Source organism: Allobaculum fili, assembly GCF_020969955.1.
In the GTDB taxonomy this organism is placed as follows: domain Bacteria; phylum Bacillota_I; class Bacilli_A; order Erysipelotrichales; family Erysipelotrichaceae; genus Allobaculum; species Allobaculum fili.
Genome location: NZ_JAHDSX010000023.1, coordinates 1 through 22050, shown reverse-complemented (window position 1 = coordinate 22050; position 22050 = coordinate 1). Strand labels below are relative to the sequence as shown.

Here is a 22050-nt window from a genome sequence, read left to right as displayed (position 1 = left end):
GCCTGCATGCGCTTTTTAATACATCCGTTTCTTCTTTTTTCCATTTTTCTATACCGCCATTCGGCCCGTTTCATCTCAAAGGGATGAGAACGTCATACCAGTCTGAATGCTTCCTTCTCAAAAGAGCGGCCGGTTCTGCCCGGACCCCCTTCGATTCCGACTGTTTTTTTCAGTCGTCGAAAGGGATCCGGACAGCCTGTCGTTTTCACAGAGCTTTTGAAGATTTTTTCGAGAAAGCTTTCCATCGTCTTTGCGGAAAGCGGACCCGATTTTCCAAATGTACACGGAAAACGTTTTACATCGGAAAAATCCTTTATCCGAATGGATCGGTCTGAAGGGAATTTTCACATGCGCCAGGAGCGTGATCCGATTCCTGTTTTTTCTCTTCTGTCTGCCTTTAAACCGGTGGAGTGTTTTTTCGTCGGTTCTGACGAGAAATGCTTTTCTCTAATGCGAAGCCGCGATGCCACGCGGTTTTCGATTTGGCGCGATCCGTGTCAGAATAGGCTGGTCAGTCTGCACAGAAGAAACCGTGTATGGCATGAGGCTGGCGTAATGCGGCCGCATGTGCTTTTCCGGTCTCGCCGCATGGCAGAAGCGTCGGATTTACTGTGCAGAAACAAGGAGGAAAAGATGAAGAAAAAAATCCAGTCTGCTCTGGTCCTTGCGCTTGTCGGGCTTCTTGGCGCGAGCACGCCCGTCAGCGTGATGGCTAAGGAAAGCGAAGAGTCTGCATCCGCAGAACTTCAGCCGATGCAGCAGGAAAGCAGCGAGACATACATCCTGGACAGCAGCGACGCGTATACCCCGTATGATGAAGACATTCTCCCGGAAATCGCACACGTCAATATCGCGGTTCCCTACGATTCAAAAACGGTCGCCCAGTGGCTGGCACCATACCGGCATCAGGACCCGATGGCCCTGGACGTTCTTGGCTTTTTCATGACGCAGTCGCCGGCAGCCGCCTCGATTCTGGCTTTCGGTCTCGAAAACACGCTTGGCTCGCTGGATGATCCCAACGACACCATCACGCTTCCGCATTTCTGGATGGCGCTCGACTATATTGATCAGTGCAACCAGATTCGGGCTTCGGAAGGTCTTCCAGCTCTTGGCGTAACGTATTCCCTGATGGCCATTTCCATGGTGCAGGCCGACGCGTCCAGCAGTCTCGAAGATCATACCGGTCTTTTTAGTGTGGGCGAAAACCTGAGCTGGGGACAGATCCCCGGCGTTCCGCTTGGCCAGTTCATGAATCCGTTTTACGGCTGGTACACGCTGGAAAAGCCATCCAATGGCGGCCACTATCAGAACATCGTAAACAAGGACTATACCGTCACCGGTTTTGCGGTCGGCACAAACAACCGTACCGGATACCGGTCCGTTTTTGGTCAGGTCTTCCAGTACAGCCCGAACGGCGAACCCGTCTATACGACCGATCAGATCCGCGCGCAGCTGCAGCAGTATGCGCAGAACGCTGTAGAGGGTGCCTATCTTCCAAAGACCCCGGAAAACACGCAGATCATGTTTCGCATGTACAATCCAAACTCCGGCGAACACTTCTATACCGCCGTGCTCAGAGAGCGCAACGCGCTGATTGAAGCCGGCTGGTGGTATGAAGGCATCGGCTGGCTGGCCGCCAGCAGCGGCAAGCCGGTTTATCGTCTCTACAACGAAAACGCGGGCGATCATCACTACACGATGAGCGAAAAGGAAAGAAATTTCCTCATCACGCAGGGATGGAAAGACGAAAAGATCGGCTGGTATTCTCCGGAAAATACGGAAAACGCGCAGCCGCTTTACCGGGCCTACAATCCAAACGCGAAAGCCGGCTCCCATAACTACACCGCCAGCAGGCGCGAACAGGACTTCCTGACTGCTAACGGCTGGAAAGACGAAGGCATTGCCTGGTACGGCATTCCGTTCGCGGACTAAACGGTCTTTCGCTTTTCCGTATTCTCGATAAACCTCTCGCCTGCCCGTTTCGAGCGCTCGAAACGGACAGGCTTTTCCTGCTTAAAACTTACGTCATCCAATGGGCCATACAAAACAAAAAGGAAACGACGGACCCGCTTTGCCTGTACACGGCTGTGCGAGGGAATCGTTTCCTTTTTCTCTGTTCGATTTTCCTTATTCGTTTTTCCGGAAAGCCGGGGTCTAGACTTCTTCGCGCTCGAAGGCGTTGCTGGAAATGCCCTGTGCGAGAATGCGGGTCGCCCAGGCTTTGGCGCCCTCAAGCGAATGTTCCCTATAGTTGCCGCACTCCTTGCGGTGCAGACCCGGAACCTGATCGATGGTCGTTTCCGTCACCTGTTCGAGCGCTTTTTTCAGCGCCCTGGCCGCTTCTTCGCTCGTCGGTTCGCCCCAGACGAGCAGATGGAAGCCGGTGCGGCATCCGTAAGGCGAGCAGTCGATATAGCCGTCGAACTGAGGACGGAGGTATTTGGCGAGCAGATGCTCAAGCGTGTGGAGCGACGCGTTGTCGATAAAATCGAGGTTTGGCTGCGTAAGACGAACGTCAAAATTGGAAATGACATCGCCTTTCGGACCGGTTTCGGTGCCGATCAGCCGAACGTAAGGCGCGATCACCTTGTCGTGATCGAGCGTAAAGCTTTCAATGGTATCTTCCTTTTTCATAACAGTAATCCTTATTCCTTTGTGTATGTCCAATGTGTATGTCCAAATCTTCAGGAAAGAAGTCCTGCATGGGCAATTCAGAATTGTGCAGTCTGCTTCCGTGTTTCGATCCAGACGGGGTTTATTTCGATGACTCCGGCTTGTCCGGCTGCAGGGGAGGCTGGGTGAGAATGTACTTTTCCATGAACACCGCCGTACCGTCGTGCCGGTTGGAGGCGGTGACGTATTTCGCGGCTTCTTTTATGGCCGGCAGCGCATTGGCCATGGCCACGCCGACCGTTCCCGCTAACATTTCCAGATCGTTATTGTCATTGCCAAACGTCACGACTTCATCCAGCGAACAGCCAAAGCGCTCGCACGCCTTTTTGACGCCTTCCAGCTTGGAAAGCTGCGGATGAACAAATTCCAGCAAAAACGGTCCGGAGCGAAATACGCGGGCGGTTTTCAGGCGGGCCGGCTCGCCGCTTTTCAAATAGCGGGAAATGGTCCAGGGCATGCCGACGGCCATGAATTTCAGACTGTTTCGCAGCAGCCAGTCGGGTCTGACTTTGTGAAAGCTCAGCCGGTTGCGTCTGGCCATCTGGCGTACGATCGGATTGTCGGCTGTTGAATACAGCCCGTCTCCATGATATTCCGCCATCGCCAGACGATAGCCTTTTAAAGATTCCATGACCGGCGCGATCGCTTCGGGCGTCAGCCAGTCGGTTTCTTCGATGCTTCCGGTCGCCGAATCCATATACATCGCGCCGTTAAAGCCGATCACAAAATCCACATCCTGATCGATCCCCCACAAAGCGAGCATCGTTTTGAGCGCCACCGCCGAACGGCCGGAGCAGATGCCAAATTTCACGCCGCGATTTCGCAGCGCGCATATGGCGTCCTTGTTTCGATCCGTAATTTTTTTCGTGCTGTAGAGCAGCGTGCCATCCAGATCGCAGACGACCATTCGGATCGGCTTATTCAGTTTTTCCATGTATGACCTCCTGAGATCTGTGCATTCCGAAATGAAGCGGGATATCTTCCTTTTTCAGAATTTTGAGCGTGCGTTTTAAAAACGGAAGAAAAGCGGAAGGAATTGAGCAGTTTGCGCAGGCGCTTTCCAGCCGCAGAAAATCCGTCTGTTTTTCCGTTTCGACAAGCACGCCTTCCATGCACCATTCGCGGTGGCTGAACAGATGGCGGTGTTCGCCAAGCGGCTGTTCAGACAAAACGGGATCCGGCTTTTCTTCGTCAAACTGATACAGTCCCGCAAGCAGGCCCGACGCCGGACGCTTGCGCAGATGAATCCAGATCGACCCGTCCGCGTCTTTCGCATACCATACGTACACTGTAAATTTTTCCTGCGGCCTTGCAGCTTTCTGCTTGGGAACGGGAAGACGCAGAGGATTTTCGCTGCGGCCGCTTACGCAGTCCGGATAAAGCGGACAGTCCGCACAGCGCGCGGCTTTCGGCGTACAGATCAGAGCGCCCAGTTCCATCAGCGCCTGATTCCATAAGGGCATCCATTTTTCTTCGGGCAGATCGGCCTGGACGCGCTTTTCGAGTCCTTTGCGGTTTCTGGCGATCGAAAAATCGTCTTCAAGGCCGTAATAACGGGCGTAGACGCGGATGACGTTTCCATCGATGGCACTGACGCGCTCGCCATAGGCAATCGATGCGATGGCGCCGGCGGTATAGTCGCCGATGCCCGGCAGAGCTTTCAGTTCCGCCTTCGTTTTTGGAAGCTTTCCGTCATAGCAGTCGACGCAAAGCCGCGCCGCTTTTTTCAGATTGCGAGCTCTCGAATAGTAGCCCAGGCCCTGCCAGAGCTTCATCAATTCATCGTCATCGGCGTCGGCAAGCTTTTCGATGGAGTCGTAGGCGTTCATAAAGCGCTCGTACGCGCCAAGTATGGCCTCAATGCGGGTCTGCTGCGCCATGATTTCGGAAACCCAGATTCGATACGGGTCCCGGTTGCAGCGAAACGGAAGTTCGCGGTGATTGTTTTTGTACCATTCCAGCAGGGCATTCTGATTCATGGCTCCCATTATAGAAAATCCGCCGTATCTCCTCAAACGGCTCCCCATAGGACTCCTGCCCGATCGTACGCATCGGAATATGTCCGCTGCTTTCGGCCTTCGTCCTGTGAAAAAGGAACCGCGCGGGTTCCTTTTCTTTTTCATCGGTTTTCCAGTGTTGCCGTCTTTGGCGTCTCGTCTTGCCTGTACGCTTTTGTCTTAGAGCAGCTGCAGGCTGACAAACTGCGCGTTTCCGGTCACAACCACATTTTCTTCGTTGGCCGGAATCAGAACGGCTGTGCCAGCCTGGGCGTGAATGACTTCGTCTTTCTGGCTGATCACGGCTTCGCCGCCGATCAGAAGCAGAATCTGATAGCTCTCATCCGTTGTGGAAAGAACGATCGAGCCGTCGAGTTCGCATTTATCGATTTTAAAAACGGACGTGTAGCCGATCAGCGAATTTTTCGCCTGACCGTCCTTCACGTAAAACGTCTTGCCCTCATCGGCGATTTTCGGCTGGGTGCCGTCGCCTTTAAGCAGCGAACTGAACATGAGCACAAACGCCGGTGCGGTCAGGACCAGAGTCAGACCCGGATTAAACGCGAACACGCTGCCCGGCTCGGTCGGCCACGCCAGAAAATCGTTCTGAAGGGAAGCCGGTTCAAAACCCGCGTGATCGCCCGGAAGACTCAGGGCTTCTGTCTTATTGAAATAGATCACTTGTTCAGCCGGCGCTTCCATCGTATAGACGATCGCTTCGTTTTCTTCGTTGTTGATGATGACCGAGCCGTCCTGGGGCGCGCTGATTTTTTCGATTTCAAACGGGACATACAAATACGGTCTGGACTTCTTGCCCAGCGTCTTTTCGTCCTGGCGGGAATACCAGTCGTAAACGGAAAGACCCGCCAGCTCGGTATTCACGAGAATCGAAGACGTTTCCGGCGTACCGGAAAACAGGAAAAAGGCCTGTTCATCCAGATTCTGACGGCTGACGCTCAGCAGTCTTGCGTCCTTGGCTGCACTCGATTCCACAACCGACTGCGGGGCACACTTATAAATTGCCATTGTGAATTTTCTTCCTTCCTCCGGCTATAGCCTTCTCTCTTGCGCAGGTCACGCTGCCGGACTTTGTTTCGGGAATCCGCTCGGATCGCGTGTTTCACTTCCCGATTTTTTCTTACTGGTTTCAGTTTAATCCGCTCCCTGCCCCACTCTGGCGCCATTGCCTGTTCAATCGCAGAGTTTTTCCTCGAAAGGCCTCGTTTGAAAGATCCTGTCTGGGAATGCGTCGGTTTCTGGATTCTTTTGAACCCAAGCGTTTTGGTTTGCGTGCGTATTCCGGTACGCTTTTTCTATCGTTAGATCGGCTTGTCGAAACGCAGGCGGCCTGCCGCCTTTTTCGGCCACAGCCATCTATACAAAAATCAGAATCGAATCATCCATTCGAATCCATGAAAAAGGAGGTCCTCGTTTATGACCCGTCCAAATCCCGATTTCAATTCTCTGTCTGTACCCGATTCTTCCCAGCGCAAAATTCCCGCAGATGTGCGCGCCGTCTTCTTTGATATTGACGACACGTTTTTCAGCCATCGTCTGGGCCGTATTCCCGAAGGCTATCTGGAGATGGTCCAGAAACTGAGAAAACAGGGGGTGTTCTGCGCGCTGTGCACCGCCCGCTCGCTTGAGCTTTCCGAAATCCTGCTCGGGCCCCAGAACGGACTGTGGGACGGGGTTGTCGCTGGAAACGGCGCCTGCGTCTATGACGAAAATCAGAACGTTCTCTTCTGCAAGACGCTTGATCCGCATACGATCGAAGCGCTGATCGAGACCGGGCGAAAACATGATGCCGGATTTTTCGTTTCCGGAAGCCAGGCGTTCGTCTTTGATAACGCAAAGTATTATCAGCCAAAACTCGACTCCATCCATACGCCCGTACTGCCGCGTCACGCGTGGACTCCCGAGCAGTCCCTGAGCGTAATTTCCATGTGCGTGCCCGATCCGCTTGCCCTGCGAAAGGAGCTGGACGCTCTGGATGGTCTGTTCGTGCACTATACGAAATATTCCGCAGACATTTCCCGCGACGATCTATCCAAGTTTGAAGGCATTTCCCGGCTCATGAAGCACTGGAATCTGCCCGAGCACGCCTATGCGGCCTTTGGCGATTCCTTCAACGATCTCGACATGCTCGACAACGCCGCCTGTCCGGTGGCCATGGCCGAAGGCGAACAGACCGCGCTCGATCGCTATCCGGCCCATACCCCGCCCGTCGAAGAAGGCGGCATTGCCACCTGGATGAAAGCGCAGGGGTGGATCGAATGAAAGCCGCCATTGCGCAGATCGAAGTCACCGACGATCTCGAAACCAATCTTTCTAAAGCGCTCGTTCAGATCGAACAGGCGGCCGCTTTGGGCGCCGATCTGATTCTTTTTGGTGAACTCTGGAATACGCCCTTTATTCACGAAAACATCCGGGCCCACGCCCACGACAGCAAAGTCATTCTTCCTGCCTTTTCCAGAGCGGCCAGAGAAAACGGCATCTGGATTCTTGCGGGCACCATTCCGCTTTTTCATGAAGACAAAAACAGAAGCGGCGGCGAAAAATCGCTCTACAACACGTGTCTGGTCTTTAACGATCAGGGCGAAATCGTCGCCCAAGCCGACAAGCTGCATCTTCTGGAAGTGCATACCCGAAAAAACGACTACAGAGAATCGGAAGTTTTTACTCCCGGCGATGCGCTCGTTCGCTTTGCGAGCCCGTGGGGAAATATCGCTATTGCGATCTGTTTTGACGTCCGCTTTCCGGAAGTCTGCCGCCTGCTTTGCGAAGACTGCTTTTTACTGGCGGTGTGCGCCGGCTTTAACGTCCATGCCGGCAAAAAGCACTGGGCGCCGCTGATCCAGACGCGGGCGATGGAAAACGAAGTGTTCGTGCTGGCTGCTAATCCGGCCCACGCGGACTATGGATCGTACCAGAGCTACGGCCATTCCATGGCCGTGTCGCCCGACGGTCAGATTCTCGCTGCTCTCAATGGCGAAGAAGGTCTGCTTCTGGTCGACATCGATCCAGACCAGGTCCAGAAAATCCGGCACCGCTCCCCGTTCTGGTCTTTGCGACGGCTGGATCTCTACGATCTGCAGGCTAAGGGAAATGTCCTGCAGACCATAGGATTCAAGTCGGAAAAAACGCCAGCGGACCACTGAGCGTCCGGCCTGTTCTGCCCGGCAAAAAAGCGTAAAACAAAAGGAGCTGTCCCAAGAGCGAAGCAAATGCCGCGCCAGAGACAGCCCCTTTGTCCTATCCTGATCTTTTCGGGTCTGTACGCGCAGCCTGCACTTCTTTTTGCGGTCCTGGCCTTTCGGGATTGAGGCATACAGCCTGCCGATTTTCCCTATAATAGAGACGTGAAAATTATTCTCTCTCCCGCGAAAAAGATGAAAGTTCGCGACGACCACGAATTTGAATTAACAAGACCTGCGTTTCTGCCCGAACACGATCAGCTCAGTCGCCTTTTGCAGGCGATGAGCCGCGACGAGCTGCAGGCGCTCTACGGCTGTTCCGAGCGCACGCTTGAACCCGTCTATCAGGCGCTTCTGCAGGAAAAAGAAGGCATTGTCCCTTTGAAAACGCCCGCGCTGCTTGCCTATGACGGCATCGCCTTTACGTACATGGCTCCCGGCGTCTTTGAAGACGCGCAATGGACTTACGTGCAGGCGCATGTGCGCATTCTCAGCGCGCTGTATGGCGTACTTCGCCCGCTCGATGGCATTACGCCCTATCGTCTGGAAATGGCCCAGCAGATTCCGGCCCTTGGCCAGAGTCTTTACGCCTTCTGGGGCGATCGGCTGGCCAGTGCGCTGGAAGACGAGACCGTGATCAACCTGGCATCCAAGGAATATTCCCGCGCCGTCAGTCCGTATATTCGTCTGATTGACGTTCACTTTTATGAAGAAGACGAAAAGGGAAAGCGGCGCGAAAAAGGCGTCTATGCCAAAATAGCCCGCGGCCAGATGGTCCGCTTTCTCGCCGACCGACAGGCAGAAGAGCCGGATGTCATGAAAGACTTTGACGAAATGGGCTACGCGTATGACGCGGCCTCTTCCGATGCGAACTGTTTTAATTTTGTCCGAAAGGAGGACAGTCATGGAAAGTGAAAACGAAAAAGAGGAATGGAACGACAGAAGCTGGAAACAGCTGATGGAAACCTGCCTCAAGACGCACGACTACATTCTCCGCTCTGTCCTGAACCTCAAATACGATCTCGAACGCAACCGCAATCACTCGCTGATCCGCTCGATCAGCGGCCGCTTGAAAACGATGGACAGCCTGTCCGCCAAACTGCAGCGGCTAGGCTATGAAGTCACGGTAAAAGACGCGGCCGAAGTGCTGCACGATATTGTGGGCATTCGAATCGTCTGTTCCTATCTCAACGATATTTACTCCGCGATTGAGCGCCTGCAGACGCTCGACCGCATCCAGATCACGGAAATCAAGGATTACGTCGCGCATCCAAAACCTTCGGGCTATCGCTCGGTCCATGTGATCGGACTGTGCGATATTACCGGAGAGAACATTCAGTTTGAAATCCAGCTGCGCACGACCGCCATGGATTCCTGGGCAGCGCTCGAACACCAGATGCGCTATAAGAAGGATCTTCCCGAAAGCACCTTCGTCAACCAGGAACTTTACGAATGCGCGCAGATGCTTTTTGAAACGGACTGCCGCATGCAGACGATTCACAGCTATCTGCACGACCGGCGCGCCGCGCAAAATCTCGAAATGGAAGCGGCGATTGAAGACGAGGAAACCGAAACGGACATCGTGACCGACGGCCATCTGGCTGCAGACACCGATCCCGTTTCTTCTACCTCCAAAGCCTGAGCCCCTTTCGACGTTTCAAACTTTCAAATTTCCGGCAGAGTTGTCGATTTGTCACCGGATTTGCGGCGGACTGTTCTTTTGAAGGCTTTGCATTTTGCAGCAAAGCCGGATTATTTATTTATTCATTTCAAACAAAACCATTCTCATTCAGACAGGAGGGATACGTTATGCGTACTCCAGGAATTTGCGTATACGGCGGCTCGAGCAACGCCGTCGATCAGAAATATTTAGATGCAGCTTTTGAAATTGGTGCGGGCATTGCTTCGCGCGGCTGGATGTTAGTCAACGGAGCCGGCGATACCGGCATGATGGGCGCGGCGACCCGCGGCTGTCTCAGCAAAAACGGCCAGACGATTGGTATTGCCCCGTATTTTTTCCAGCAGCCCGGCGTTCTTTTTGAAGAAGGCAAGGATACCGTCTTTACGCGCACGATGCGTGAGCGCAAGGCGTTCATGGAATCGCTGTCGACCGCCTTTATCGTTACGCCAGGCGGCATCGGCACGCTCGAAGAATTTTTTGAAATCATCACGCTCAAGCAGCTTGGCCAGCTTAACGCGCCGCTGATCATTCTCAACCTTGATCACTACTACGATTCCCTGTTTGCGGCTATGCACGACATGGAAAAAGCCGGTTTCATTCACGAATCGGTTTTCTCGCTCTGTGAAATCGCCGACAGCGTCGAACAGACGTTCGAAATTCTCGACCGCGATCTTGCCCGCTAGTTCGAATTTAAAAATTTTATATGCATCAGCCGCTTTCCTTGCGGCTGATTTTTTTATTTTCAGGCCATCCAGAATCCGTAACGGGAAAAGAAAACGGGCATCGAGCCCGCCTTTTCGGATGTCTTTTTGCGGACGATTCTTCGACCGCTCTGTCCGACGCTTCGCTTGGAGCGTCTTCTGCTGGAGAAGCGGAATAAGAAAAGCACAGAGAACTTCGTGACTGTTGTGAAGTTCTCTGTGCAAAAAGTCTGTTTCATGAGCTGTTTTTGTTTTCCTCTCCAGCTGCAAAGACCGTAAGAGCGCAGTTCAAAACCTATTCGGGTAAAGCGGGTAAAGGCAGATCGTCTTTTGGAAGACGGTCCGCAGAAGACGTATAAAACGCGATGCCTTCCTCTTTCCATCCCTGCGCTGCGAGCCACGCATATTCCGCTTTGTCCGTGGTGAAATGATGCGCTCCGCTTTTGGCATTCGGATTATAGAGACGATATACCGGAATCTGATCTTCACTATCCGCGTTCAGCACCGTGCCGTCCAGCAGCCAGCCCTGTTTTTCCAGGTAGTCTGCCTCTTTCTTTTCCTGCGTATAGTGATGATCGCCCGCATTTGGATTGTACAGGCGGTAGATCGGAGCGCTCGAATCGGCCGCATTCAGCCAGCTGATCGACTCATAACTCCAGCCCGCCTGCGCGAGTACCGTCTTTTCGTTGAGATCGGATGTGTACAGATGTTCCCCTGTATTTGGGTTGTACAGGCGGTAGACCGAACCGATTCCAGAAATATAGATGGCTACGCTCTCCACGGTCTCGGGGCGGATATCTTTCCAGTCGGGATCCTGCTTCTTCAGCGCTTCAATCGATTCCGCGGAATACTGCCAGTCCGCCGTAACATAGGCAACGCCTTCCTTTTTTGCGCTCCAGTTGCCTTCTTCGCTGACATCCAGTAAATCCGGCGTCAGCGAGCGAAGTTCGATTTTTCCGGTCGGCTGAACATTGCCGATCTTCAAAAAATCGGTCTGAAACGTCCCGGTCTGCCCTGGCTGGACATAGCGAAAATCATCCGCATTCCGAAACTCCACCTTGCCTATACTGGTCTGCGTTTTTGCATAGAGGCTTGCGGGCAAGAACGCGGCTGTGACAGCGCTGAGCAGTACGGCTTTTCCCAGGCTTTTCGTTTTGTGATTCATGACATTTTCCTCCAGATGAACGACAAAAACAGACAGCGTTTTCTGCCTTTTCGCCTGCAGGAATCGGATCGTCCTGTTTCTGAGCGGATCCGTCCTGTTTCTGAGCGGATCCGTCCTGAAAAAGACGAGCTTTGACTGCCGTTTTTCATTCGGTAAGCGATCGTCTAAATCTGTATCGCTAGTTTGAGAATACTATGCGTCTTTTGTAACTGCCAGTTTTTTTGTCGTATTTGTCCGGTAAGGATACAAACCTCTGCGACGGATGCAGATTCGATCGGAAGGAATTCTCCAGAAAGAGAGAGAGCCGTTTCTCTTTCCTGTCTGCCCCTCTTTCTCACATCCTCTTCCTTGCATCGATCTGTTTTTTGAGGAGAAGGCAATGCCTTGGGCGCATCCTTCTTTGTCTCGATTGCTGATCTGGTTTGTGCGGGAAAAGAGCGTTTTCCTGGCAAAGCATCCGGATGGTTTTCTCGAACCGAATCCCTTTTCGAGCAAAAACGCGAATACGAAACCGTCCAGGGAGTCTTTCGGATCGTGTTTTCCGGTATTTTACCGGGCACTTTTTGTTTGATTTTCCAATGATTTTCCATTTACCTTTCCCATTTTCCGCTTTGTTTCCCTCTTGTTTTCACCGTGTTTTCCTAGTTTTACTTTTATTTTACCTTTTTAGTTGTCTTTTTAAAATCGGTACTAATTCTCACAATTCCGGATAGTCATTTGCACTTTTTAAAATATTTTTAAGAAATCGAACTAGTTTGTACTGTTTTTTATCCCGGGGAAACGGTAACATTGTTAAAATGTGCAAACTTTTTAGTTTTCTTTTGTTGTGTGCATTGATTATATCTTGTGCTGAACGTAATCTATAACCGTAAAGATTTTAGTAAACAACTGCCCACGTTTACTAAATGACATTACCTGTTTTTTGGCTCCGATCGAACAAAAGCAGCAGCCGGATTCATGTACCGTTCATAATCCCTTCATACCGTCATGAAACGGCTTCTAAACATCACGTCACGCTTTACAGCCGCACTCTGCATCTTCCCTTCATTTTCCCCCTATCATTCCCAATTATTCTTTCTCATCCGGGCTTTCCCCCCTTCGCCCGACGGCAGCCCGATTCCTCTTTTTGGGAAGCGTGCAGAAAATCCGCTCTCATTTCCCCCCTCTTTTTCGGAGCGCGGATTTATTGAATTTAGACAGAAAAGCACAGACAGCCTCGTCACCTGTCTGTGCTTTTCTGTTTCTTCCCTTTTCCCTTTCGTTTCGCTTTAGACATTAGAAAGACCGTCGTCTTTGCGGGACGACGGTCTGCTGGATTTGTGAATGAAATGCGGCTTTACGCTTTGGCGCTGTCGCTTCCCTCTGGATCCGGTTTGGATACGGCGGAAACGATGCCCTGAGCCAGAGCTGCTGCTCCCTGAATTTCGGAAGGAATGATAATTTTGGTGGCTTTGCCGTCGGCAGCTTTTTCAAACGCTTCGAGCGCCTTGAGGCGAAGCACTTCATCGGTAATGCCGCTTTCGGCTAAGTAGCGCAGACCTTCTGCGGTCGCTTTCTGTACCGCCTTGATGGCTTCGGCTTTACCCAGCGCTTCTTCTACCATCGCCTTGCGGGAAGCCTGCGCTTCAAGAATGGCCGCTTCCTGGCGTCCCTGGGCAACGAGAATCGTCGATTCCTTTTCCCCTTCGGCACGCAAAATCTTTTCACGGCGTTCCCGCTCGGCTTTCATCTGCTTTTCCATGGCTTCCTGAATCGACTGCGGCGGCATGATGTTTTTCAGCTCGACGCGGTTGATTTTGATGCCCCACGGATCGGTAGCTTCATCCAGCGTAGCGCGCATTTTGGTATTGATATCATCACGGGAAGTGAGTGTCCGGTCGAGATCCATTTCACCGATAATGTTTCGCAGCGTTGTCGCAGTCAGATTTTCGATCGCGCTCATCGGGTTTTCCACCCCGTACGTAAACAGTTTTGGATCCGTAATCTGGAAGTAGATCACGGTATCGATGTGCATCGTGACGTTGTCTTTCGTAATGACAGCCTGCGGCGGGAAGTCCGCTACCTGTTCCTTGAGATCGACTTTGTTTGCGATTTTATCGATCACCGGAATCTTGAAGTGAAGACCGACGTCCCAGGTTTCGAGATACGTTCCCAGCCGCTGAATGACATAGGCATGGGCCTGCGGAACGATCCGCACGATGCTCTGGACCAGACCGGTCAGCACGAGCAGAGCGACGATGACGAGAATGACAATTGTGATCAGTTTAAAAATTGCGGGCATACAGCGATTTCCTTTCGTATACGAGAATTCCTTACAGTCTCTTTTTCACTGCCCTTTCGGGATCAGCTTTATTTCTGTTTTTCGATATCCTTTTGCGTCTTTAGACAGCCTGGACTCATTCTTTCGTGCCCGGCGGTGTCTGCAGCGGCTCGACTTCAAGCGTAACGCCATGAAGACGCAGCGTTCGAACCAGACTTCCGGCTTCGACGGCGGAAGAACACGATGCTTTCCAGTCCCGGCCTTCCACAAGTACGCGTCCATCCTGGCTGGGACGAATCGTCTCGGTTACCCGTCCCGTCTTGCCCAGATACACCTGCGCGCCGTCCGGTTCGGGCTGAAAGTGAAATGCACGGATCAGCCGGCGATGAATCAGAACAAAGGAAAGAACGGAAACCAGCGCAAACAGAAGAATCTGCAGCCAGAGAGCGGCGTGAAGCAGAGCAGCAAGTGCGGCGACGCCAGCGCCGATCGCAAACCAGCAGCTGACCATGGAAACGGTCATGGCTTCTACAATTCCGAAGAGAACCGCCAGAGCGCCCCAGATCCAGGGCATCATTTCCAGAAAATCCATGCATCCTTCCTCCTTTTTGATCTCGATAGTTCGATTATATCGACGGGCTATCTTTCCAGAAGGACTTAAGAATAATTTCATCGCTTCTTAGTGATTCCTTTTTCCTTTGACAAAAAGAATCCCGCATTTATTCCTTGTTTTTTCCCGTTCCTTAAACCGGTGCACAAAGAAGCGCAGGCTGTGCAGAAAAGCGGTCTTCAGCCGGCACTTTCCCAGCAGGGAAAAGGCCGAGTGAAAACCGCTTCTGACTGTTCTATATAGTTTTGATAGTTTTGGAATTTTTTGGCTATATCCCTGGGGATGGATTTGCGATTTGACTGGGATATCCTTTCCCTCCCAAATCCGGCCTGGCGACCGACTGACCGGTAAAGCCGCTGAGTACAGTAAAAAATTCAGTCAGCGAGTTCTTCGAGCAGCGCATCTGTCATTTCGCGGGTGCCGACCTGCGTCATACCCTCGCTCATCATATCGGCTGTACGCAGCCCTTTATTGAGCACCGCTTCGACGCCCTTTTCGATGGCGGACGCTTCTTCTTCCATGCCAAAGGAATAGCGAAGCATCATGGCGGCGGAGAGAATGCACGCCAGCGGATTCACGAGGTTCTTTCCCGCAATGTCGGGAGCCGACCCGTGGATCGGCTCATAAAGGCCCCGTGTGCCTTCGCCAAGCGAGGACGAGGGGATCATGCCGATCGAGCCGGTAATTTCGGACGCTTCATCGGAAAGGATGTCGCCAAACATGTTTTCGGTGACGATCGTATCGAACTGCGCGGGATTTTTGCAGATCTGCATGGCCGCGTTGTCCACAAACATCACATCGAAATCCACTTCCGGATAGTCTTTTGCCAGATCGTACAGAACGGCTCTCCAGAGCCGGGACGTATCGAGGACATTGGCTTTATCGACCAGGGTAAGCTTTTTGTTTCGCTTCATGGCCGTTTCAAAACCGACTTTGCCGATGCGGCGGATTTCGTTTTCATCGTATGGCATGAGATCGAGCGCCTGACGGACGCCGTTCACTTCTTTTGTGGTGTGTTCGCCAAAGTAGACACCGCCGGTCAGTTCGCGCACGATGACAAAATCGATGCCCTGATCAGTAATTTCCTTTTTGAGCGGGGACGCGTCGGCCAGCTGCGGCCAGATTTTCGCCGGGCGCAGGTTTGAGAACAGGCCCATGCCCTTGCGCAGAGCCAGCAGGCCTTTTTCCGGCCGTTTGTCTCCCGGCAGACCTTCCCACTTTGGACCTCCGACGGCACCGAGCAGGACTGCATCCGCCGCAAGGCATTTGTCGAGTTCGCTTTGCGGGAGCGGTTCGCCAAACTGGTCAATGGCGTCGCCGCCCATGGCGATTGGCACATACGTCCATTCGTGATTGTATTTTTCGGCAATTCGATCGAGTACGCGCAGCGTCTGTTCGACGATTTCGCGCGACGAACAGTCGCCGCGAATGACACCGATGGTTTTTTTCATGGTTTTTCTCTCCGTATTTCGGTTTTTCTCTTTTAACGCTTTGTTTTATATTGCTTTGTTTTTAACGGTTCGTTTTCAGCGTTTTGTCTTTCTGTGACTTCGCAGATTCAGAATTCTGTATCTCTGAACGTTTCTTTTGCCGCGTGAAATCCAGAGATGCATATTTCTCTATTTTCTGAGTTTCTGATCGCTTCGATGGACGGCTGAACCGATCTTTCCAATCAGTCTTTTTCCATCTGCCGCAAATAGTTCATCCAGCCGCCCTGACTGATGATGGCCTGAATGAATTCTGGAAACGGCTGGGCTTTCCAGCTTTTGTTCTGCGTTTTGTCGGTAATCGTTCCCGTCGCGAAATCGACTTCGATTTCATCGCCGGCCTGGATCTGGTTCGCAGCTTCTTCACACTCAAGAATCGGCAGCCCGATATTGATGGCGTTGCGGTAAAAAATGCGCGCGAAGGATTTCGCGATGACGCAGGAGATGCCGGCCGTTTTAATCGCCAGCGGCGCGTGTTCACGGCTCGAACCGCAGCCAAAGTTCCATCCCGCGGTAATCAGATCGCCGGCTTTTACCTTTTGCGTAAAGCTGGGATCAATATCTTCCATGCAGTGTTCAGCAAGCGCCTGTGCATCCGGAGTATTGAGATAGCGGGCGGGAATGATGACGTCCGTATCGACGTTGTCAGGATAAAGAAAGGTTTTTCCGCAGGCATTATTCATGAGCGTTGTCCTCCATATCGTCATTCGAATTCAGATCCGGATTTCTCGGATCGGTAATAGATCCAGTCAGGGCGCTGGCGGCGGCGGTGTAGGGCGAAGCGAGGTACACCTCGGAAGTGACATCGCCCATGCGGCCGACAAAGTTTCGGTTGGTGGTGGAAATGCAGCGTTCACCTGGAGCAAGAATGCCCATGTAGCCGCCCAGACACGGACCGCAGGTCGGCGTTGAAACGACAGCGCCGGCTTCAATGAACGCCATCAGATAGCCGTTGGCGATGCACTGCTTGTAAATGTCCATGGTCGCCGGAATGATGATGCAGCGAACACCGTTCGCAACATGACGGCCCTTGAGAATTTCATACGCCGCGTCCATATCTTCCATGCGGCCGTTGGTGCAGCTGCCGATGACAACCTGATCGATCTGAACTTCCCCAGACTCGCTTGCCGGCCGGGTATTTTCCGGCAGGTGCGGCCAGGCCACAACCGGAACGAGCTGATCGAGATCGATTTCGATCGTCTGCTCATAGACGGCATCCGGATCGGCTTCAAAAATAACGGGATTCGCGGCGCCGTGTTCTTTGAGATAGGCGATCGTTTTTTCATCCACGGGGAAAATGCCGTTTTTGGCGCCGGCTTCAATGGCCATATTGCAGATGCAGAGGCGATCGTCCATGGAAAGCGACTGCACGCCCTCGCCCGTGAATTCGAGCGATTTGTAGAGCGCGCCGTCTACACCGATCTGGCCGATCAGCGAAAGGATTACATCCTTGCCGGATACGTACCGGGGCAGCTTTCCCTTCAGGACGACCTGAATAGCGGAAGGCACTTTAAACCACGCCTTACCAGTGGCCATGCCGGCGGCCATATCGGTTGAACCGACGCCGGTCGAAAACGCGCCGAGCGCACCGTATGTACACGTATGGGAATCGGCACCGATCAGGCAGTCGCCCGCGGTTACTCGTCCCTGTTCCGGAAGCAGGGCGTGTTCAATACCCATCTTGCCGACATCGTAAAAGTGGGAAATTTCATGTTTTTTACAAAAGGAACGGCACGCAGCGGACTGCTTGGCAGCCTTGATGTCCTTATTGGGGACGAAATGATCGAGTACAATGTTGATTTTTTCCGGATCGTATACAGAATCAAATCCGGCTTTTTCAAATTCGGCAATAGCTACCGGGGTCGTAATGTCGTTGCCCAGCACGCCTGTCAGATCCGCTAAAATCAGCTGGCCGGCTTCAACGGAATCGAGACGGGCATGGCTGGCCAGAATTTTCTGGGTCATGGTCATGGCCATAAAGTTCAGTCTCCTCTTCTTCGCTCATGCGAGCGCTTCTTTTTCCTCTTGAATAAAGCGATTGTTCAGCGCAGAGGCGAGGGCGAGAATTCCGGCGAAAATGATATCGGAATCCGTGCCCGCGCCCCATGTGCGGCTGCCGTCCGGCCAGAGCAGACCGACATAGCAGGCAGCGCTGGCGGAAGAATTATTGGAAAGGGAATGTTCGGTATACGTTTCGAGCGTGTATTCCAGACTCGTTCCGCCCTTGATGGCGTTGTTGACCGCGTTCAGGCGGCCGTTTCCGGAGGCGTACCATTCGACTTCCTCGCCCTGATAAATGGCCGAGACGATCGCCTTGAGCGTCTTGCCCTGAATGAAGTGCGCTTCGTGAATATCGAAAGCCGGAGCAGCAAGATTGAGATACGCCGACTGGAAAATTTCGAAAATTTCATCCGGCTTCAGTTCGGAATGGTGGCGGTCCGAAATATCCTTCACTTTATAGCCGAAGTCTTCGCGCATTTTCGGCGGCAGATTGTAGCCGTAGCGCGTTTCGAGAATATAGCCGATGCCGCCTTTTCCGGACTGCGAATTCACACGGATGACATCCGCGTCGTATGTGCGGGAAAGATCCTGCGGATCGATCGGCAAGTAAGGAACGGTCCAGCGGCCTTCGGGATCTTCTTCCTTGCATTTCATGCCTTTGGCAATTGCATCCTGATGGCTTCCCGAGAACGCTGCGAAGACGAGCGAACCCGCATAAGGCTGCCGGTCATGCACATGCATGCGCGTCAGGCGTTCATACGTTTCGACGATTTCCGGCATATTGGAAAAATCGAGGCCCGGATCCACGCCCAGAACGAGCATGTTCATCGCCAGCGTAATCGCATCGACGTTTCCGGTGCGTTCCCCGTTTCCAAAAAGGCAGCATTCCACGCGCTGAGCACCGGCGAGCAGGGCCAGTTCCGTATCGGCGACGCCGGTTCCGCGGTCGTTATGCGGATGCGTGGAAAGAATAATGGACTGACGGTTATGGAGGCGGTCGGAGCAGTACTCAATCTGGTTGGCGTATACGTGCGGAAGCGACATTTCGACTGTAACGGGCAGATTGATGATCATCGGCCGATCGGGTGTCGGCTCCATAATGTCGATTACGGCATTGCAGACGTCGAGCGCAAAGTCCGGTTCGGTTCCGGTAAAGGATTCCGGCGAATATTCAAACAGGAAATTGCCGTCGTATTCCTGGGAAAGCTGCTTGACCAGACGGGCACCGTCCAGCGCGATTTCCTTAATTTCCTCCATGGACTTTTTGAAGACCTGTTCGCGCTGCGCTTTCGAAGTCGAATTATAAAAATGAACCACCGCTTTCGGAGCACCCTGAATGGCTTCAAACGTCTTTCGAATTATGTGTTCCCGGCACTGGGTGAGCACCTGAATGGTGACATCGTCCGGAATGAGATCCTGCTCGATCAGCGTGCGCAGAAATTCATATTCGGTCTGACTTGCGGCCGGAAAGCCGACTTCGATTTCCTTGAAGCCGATGTCGCAGAGCAGCTTGAAAAATTCCAGTTTTTCTTCCAGGGACATGGGCACGATCAGCGCCTGGTTGCCGTCGCGCAGATCGACGGAGCACCAGAACGGCGCCTTGTCCGGATGATCTTTTCTGACCCAGCGGTATTCGCTGGTCTTTGGGGGAAAGTACCCCGGTGAATACTTGTTCGCGTTCATGTAATATCCTCTTTTCTGTTCAGTACGATGAAAATGCAGCCTCTGAGCGTGTGCAAAACGGACAGTCTGTGGTCGCAGAAACGGCGAATATCGAAAAAAAAACGTCTCCTTTCCCAGGGAAAAGAGACGGAATGATCCGCGGTACCACTCTTCTTGCTGCCAGTGCGGCAGCCGCTTAGCGATCCATCAATCGCTTTCTTCTGTAACGGGAATACCCGGAAAGAATTACTGCATTCACTCTTTCAGCTCGAAGGGGAGTATGCCATCATTGTTCTGCGGTCTTTCATCAGCCGGCCGCTTTCTGCAAGAATTCCTGATGGTTTGGTCCTTGTCAGTGCTTTTTGAACGTGTTTTCATTCTAAAAGAGGGGCAAAAAGCCTGTCAACGACTTATGAAAATTGATGAAAATCCATGAAAATAATGTGTGAATTATTCAGAAAGGAAGCTTATGGTCCTCAAAGAAGATGTTGAATTCCGCGAAGAAATCAAAAAAAGCCGTTTTATTACCCTCCTTCACCGGGTAAAAACGATGCCGGAAGCCCGGGAGTTCATCGCGCAGATCAAAAAGGAATACCCGGATGCGACGCACTGCTGCAGCGCCGTAAAAATCGGCGCGCTCACCCATTCCAGCGACGACGGCGAACCCGCTGGAACAGCCGGAAGACCAATGCTGGATGTGCTGCGAAACAGCGAAGCCGATGAAATCTGCGCCGTGGTCATCCGCTATTTTGGCGGTACGCTTTTAGGCAAAGGCGGCCTGGTCCGCGCCTATTCGGGAGGCGTTGCCAATGGGCTCAAAGAAGCTTCCTTTCTGGAAGCGAAAACCTTTACGCTCTACGAACTGCAGACCGGCTACGATCTGGCCGGAAAAGTCGAATCCTGGCTGCATCAGAGCGGCGTTCTCGAACTGCAGGCGGATTACGGCTCAATGGCTGTATTTACCTTTTTAAGCGACCAGAATATGGAAAAGGAAGCTGCGGACCGTTTTTCCGGATCCATCACGATCCAGAAGCGCTGCAGCGTAACGCGCGAGTGCTGAGATTCAGGTCTCCAAACGCGAAAAATGTCAAAAACGCGCCTTATTTTGTCAAGACGCGATTAGAAAAGAAGTGTCTTGCGAACCCGGTTGTGTAAGCGGTTCGCCCCGACACGGAAATTGCACATATTTTGTCTGCTTTTTGACAGAACCTCACTGGTATTCTGTATGCATGAACGGAAAGGAGCATCTCTATGTCATTTGTACTTACCACTCTTCTGATCACACTTGCTTTAGTCTTTTTTGGAAGTATCCTGCTTCCGCTGCTGCCCTTCCTGCTGATTTTTGGATTCCTCAGCCTGCTGTTCCGTCGGCCGACCGTTCGCGTCTATACCCGTTCATTCCAGATGCCGACCGACAGTACATTTAACAGCTTCAGCCGCGAAAAGAATCCGCGCATCGAATCGGGCGCCGACTCCATCCACTCGGATTCCAACGGCGATATCATCGATGCGGAATATACAGAAACCGATCTTTAATCCAATCCAATTTAAAAACTGAACCGGGCCGTCTTCTTTACGAAGACGGCCCTTTTTCATACGCTGCTGCGCTATATGTTCATGCGCTAAATATGGATCTTTTTTCGCCAAAATTCTTTCCTTATCTCAAAAGTATCGGCCGGCCAGTAAGAATATCCATAATAACGAAAAGGCCGTCGGCGGACGGCAGGAGGACTTCATGAACGAAAACAATCCATCCAATCGGATTCTCACCTTCGACTGCTATGGGACGCTTCTCAATCTGGACAGCGTCGATCAGGCGCTTGCTCAAATTGCCCGCGCAAATCAGCTGGATCCCCAAAAAGCCTGCGACTATTACAGCCGCTATGAAGATCGGCTCATGTATGGCGAAACTTTTCGCCCATTTGAGTCGCTCGTACGCGAAATTCTCAGCTATGTCGATTTTGAACTGAGCGCGCAAGTCTTTCAGACACAGGCGGAACGGATCCTGCAGGCGTATCGTGAAGCGGAGCCTTTTGAAGAGGTAAAAGAGAGTCTGGCTAAACTTCATGCGCAGGGATGGACCATCGTCCTGATGTCCAATACTTACGATTCTTTAATGCGTCATCATCTGCAAAAGCTTGGCAGTTCGATTGACCACGTGCTTCTGGCGGATCAGGTACACGCATATAAACCGCAGCTCGTCTTTTTTGAAGAAGCCGAAAAGGCTTTGAATCTCAAAAGCAACACGCACATTCACATTGCCGCCGGCTACTGGTGGGATATGATTCCCGCTGGAAAAATGCGCTGGCCCGCCATTTGGGTCGATCGCAAAAATCATGCACTGTACGCTCGCAGGAAGATGGCCTTAAAAAAGTTTGCTCCCTTCGTGAGCTTCCCAGCCTTCTGGAAACCTTCAGTTAGAACACAGCAATTTGCGCGCCGACAGCGATTCGAATTCATTTCGTTCGAACACAGCTCCTGTCCATTTTGAATGTAAGCGTCAAATAAAAGACGGGTATTTTCTCGACCGCCTCCTTGGGATAATTCCTTTATTCAAGGAGGCTTTTTCATGGAATCAATCATCCCTGCAATCGATCTCGGTATCGATTTCTCCAA

Annotated in this window: 21 protein-coding genes and 1 other annotated feature; of the genes, 9 read left to right on the top strand and 12 right to left on the bottom strand. The window is 52.3% G+C overall.

What is annotated here, in order from left to right; translation table 11 throughout:
- Window positions 1–633 precede the first annotated feature (633 nt).
- Window positions 634–1932, top strand: a complete 1299-nt coding sequence (locus Afil_RS06525) for a CAP domain-containing protein (protein WP_230267766.1) — start codon at window positions 634–636, stop codon at window positions 1930–1932.
- A gap of 222 nt (window positions 1933–2154) precedes the next feature.
- Here the strand turns inward: Afil_RS06525 and Afil_RS06520 are convergent, their stop codons facing one another.
- The 4 genes from Afil_RS06520 to Afil_RS06505 form a co-directional block, all read right to left on the bottom strand.
- The gene (locus Afil_RS06520; RefSeq protein ID WP_230267765.1) at window positions 2155–2634 is read right to left on the bottom strand and encodes an S-ribosylhomocysteine lyase; all 480 of its coding nucleotides are present in this window, start codon (window positions 2632–2634) and stop codon (window positions 2155–2157) included.
- Between the two features lie 121 nt (window positions 2635–2755).
- Window positions 2756–3607, bottom strand: a complete 852-nt coding sequence (locus Afil_RS06515) for a Cof-type HAD-IIB family hydrolase (protein WP_230267764.1) — start codon at window positions 3605–3607, stop codon at window positions 2756–2758.
- A complete protein-coding gene (locus tag Afil_RS06510) occupies window positions 3591–4652 on the bottom strand; it encodes an A/G-specific adenine glycosylase (protein ID WP_230267763.1) in 1062 nt (353 codons plus the stop codon). The genes Afil_RS06515 and Afil_RS06510 overlap by 17 nt, the downstream gene beginning before the upstream one ends.
- Before the next feature lie 198 nt (window positions 4653–4850).
- Window positions 4851–5696, bottom strand: coding sequence for a hypothetical protein (locus Afil_RS06505; RefSeq protein WP_230267762.1), 846 nt, complete (start codon window positions 5694–5696; stop codon window positions 4851–4853).
- 408 nt (window positions 5697–6104) lie between these two features.
- Here Afil_RS06505 and Afil_RS06500 point away from each other — a divergent pair, with 408 nt between their 5' ends.
- From Afil_RS06500 to Afil_RS06480, 5 genes are all read left to right on the top strand, one after another.
- A complete protein-coding gene (locus tag Afil_RS06500; RefSeq protein ID WP_230267761.1) occupies window positions 6105–6950 on the top strand; it encodes an HAD family hydrolase in 846 nt (281 codons plus the stop codon).
- Window positions 6947–7831: a nitrilase-related carbon-nitrogen hydrolase gene (locus tag Afil_RS06495; RefSeq protein WP_230267760.1), complete on the top strand. Its 885-nt coding sequence runs from the start codon at window positions 6947–6949 to the stop codon at window positions 7829–7831. Before Afil_RS06500 ends, Afil_RS06495 begins: the two co-directional genes overlap by 4 nt.
- Before the next feature lie 201 nt (window positions 7832–8032).
- Window positions 8033–8782 (top strand): peroxide stress protein YaaA, encoded by a 750-nt coding sequence (yaaA, locus tag Afil_RS06490; RefSeq protein WP_230267759.1) that lies wholly within the window; start codon window positions 8033–8035, stop codon window positions 8780–8782.
- A complete protein-coding gene (locus Afil_RS06485; protein ID WP_230267758.1) occupies window positions 8772–9509 on the top strand; it encodes a GTP pyrophosphokinase in 738 nt (245 codons plus the stop codon). Before yaaA ends, Afil_RS06485 begins: the two co-directional genes overlap by 11 nt.
- Window positions 9510–9676: 167 nt before the next feature.
- Complete coding sequence (locus tag Afil_RS06480; protein ID WP_230267757.1) at window positions 9677–10231, top strand: LOG family protein; 555 nt, start codon at window positions 9677–9679, stop codon at window positions 10229–10231.
- A gap of 313 nt (window positions 10232–10544) precedes the next feature.
- Here Afil_RS06480 and Afil_RS06475 read toward each other — a convergent pair whose 3' ends face one another.
- The 8 genes from Afil_RS06475 to Afil_RS06440 all read right to left on the bottom strand — a co-directional run bounded on the left by Afil_RS06475 (window position 10545) and on the right by Afil_RS06440 (window position 19455).
- On the bottom strand, window positions 10545–11414 hold the full coding sequence (locus Afil_RS06475) for a hypothetical protein (RefSeq protein ID WP_230267756.1): 870 nt from the start codon (window positions 11412–11414) through the stop codon (window positions 10545–10547).
- Window positions 11415–11578: 164 nt separating this feature from the next.
- A complete protein-coding gene (locus tag Afil_RS06470; RefSeq protein ID WP_230267755.1) occupies window positions 11579–12004 on the bottom strand; it encodes a hypothetical protein in 426 nt (141 codons plus the stop codon).
- 746 nt (window positions 12005–12750) lie between these two features.
- On the bottom strand, window positions 12751–13695 hold the full coding sequence (locus Afil_RS06465) for an SPFH domain-containing protein (protein WP_230267754.1): 945 nt from the start codon (window positions 13693–13695) through the stop codon (window positions 12751–12753).
- A gap of 115 nt (window positions 13696–13810) precedes the next feature.
- Window positions 13811–14266, bottom strand: coding sequence for an NfeD family protein (locus tag Afil_RS06460; RefSeq protein WP_230267753.1), 456 nt, complete (start codon window positions 14264–14266; stop codon window positions 13811–13813).
- Between the two features lie 392 nt (window positions 14267–14658).
- Window positions 14659–15735, bottom strand: coding sequence for a 3-isopropylmalate dehydrogenase (leuB, locus tag Afil_RS06455; RefSeq protein ID WP_230267752.1), 1077 nt, complete (start codon window positions 15733–15735; stop codon window positions 14659–14661).
- Between the two features lie 221 nt (window positions 15736–15956).
- Complete coding sequence (leuD, locus tag Afil_RS06450) at window positions 15957–16454, bottom strand: 3-isopropylmalate dehydratase small subunit (RefSeq protein WP_230267751.1); 498 nt, start codon at window positions 16452–16454, stop codon at window positions 15957–15959.
- Window positions 16447–17748: a 3-isopropylmalate dehydratase large subunit gene (gene leuC / locus Afil_RS06445; RefSeq protein ID WP_230267750.1), complete on the bottom strand. Its 1302-nt coding sequence runs from the start codon at window positions 17746–17748 to the stop codon at window positions 16447–16449. Before leuC ends, leuD begins: the two co-directional genes overlap by 8 nt.
- Before the next feature lie 24 nt (window positions 17749–17772).
- On the bottom strand, window positions 17773–19455 hold the full coding sequence (locus Afil_RS06440) for a 2-isopropylmalate synthase (protein WP_230267749.1): 1683 nt from the start codon (window positions 19453–19455) through the stop codon (window positions 17773–17775).
- A gap of 119 nt (window positions 19456–19574) precedes the next feature.
- Window positions 19575–19799 (bottom strand) — a binding site (T-box leader).
- A gap of 104 nt (window positions 19800–19903) precedes the next feature.
- Between Afil_RS06440 and Afil_RS06435 the strand changes: the two genes are divergently transcribed.
- From Afil_RS06435 to Afil_RS06425, 3 genes are all read left to right on the top strand, one after another.
- Window positions 19904–20494 (top strand): YigZ family protein, encoded by a 591-nt coding sequence (locus tag Afil_RS06435; RefSeq protein ID WP_230267748.1) that lies wholly within the window; start codon window positions 19904–19906, stop codon window positions 20492–20494.
- A 191-nt stretch (window positions 20495–20685) separates the two neighbouring features.
- Complete coding sequence (locus tag Afil_RS06430; RefSeq protein WP_230267747.1) at window positions 20686–20970, top strand: hypothetical protein; 285 nt, start codon at window positions 20686–20688, stop codon at window positions 20968–20970.
- 199 nt (window positions 20971–21169) lie between these two features.
- Entirely contained in the window at window positions 21170–21925 is a 756-nt protein-coding gene (locus tag Afil_RS06425) for an HAD family hydrolase (protein ID WP_230267746.1), read from the top strand.
- Window positions 21926–22050 lie beyond the last annotated feature (125 nt).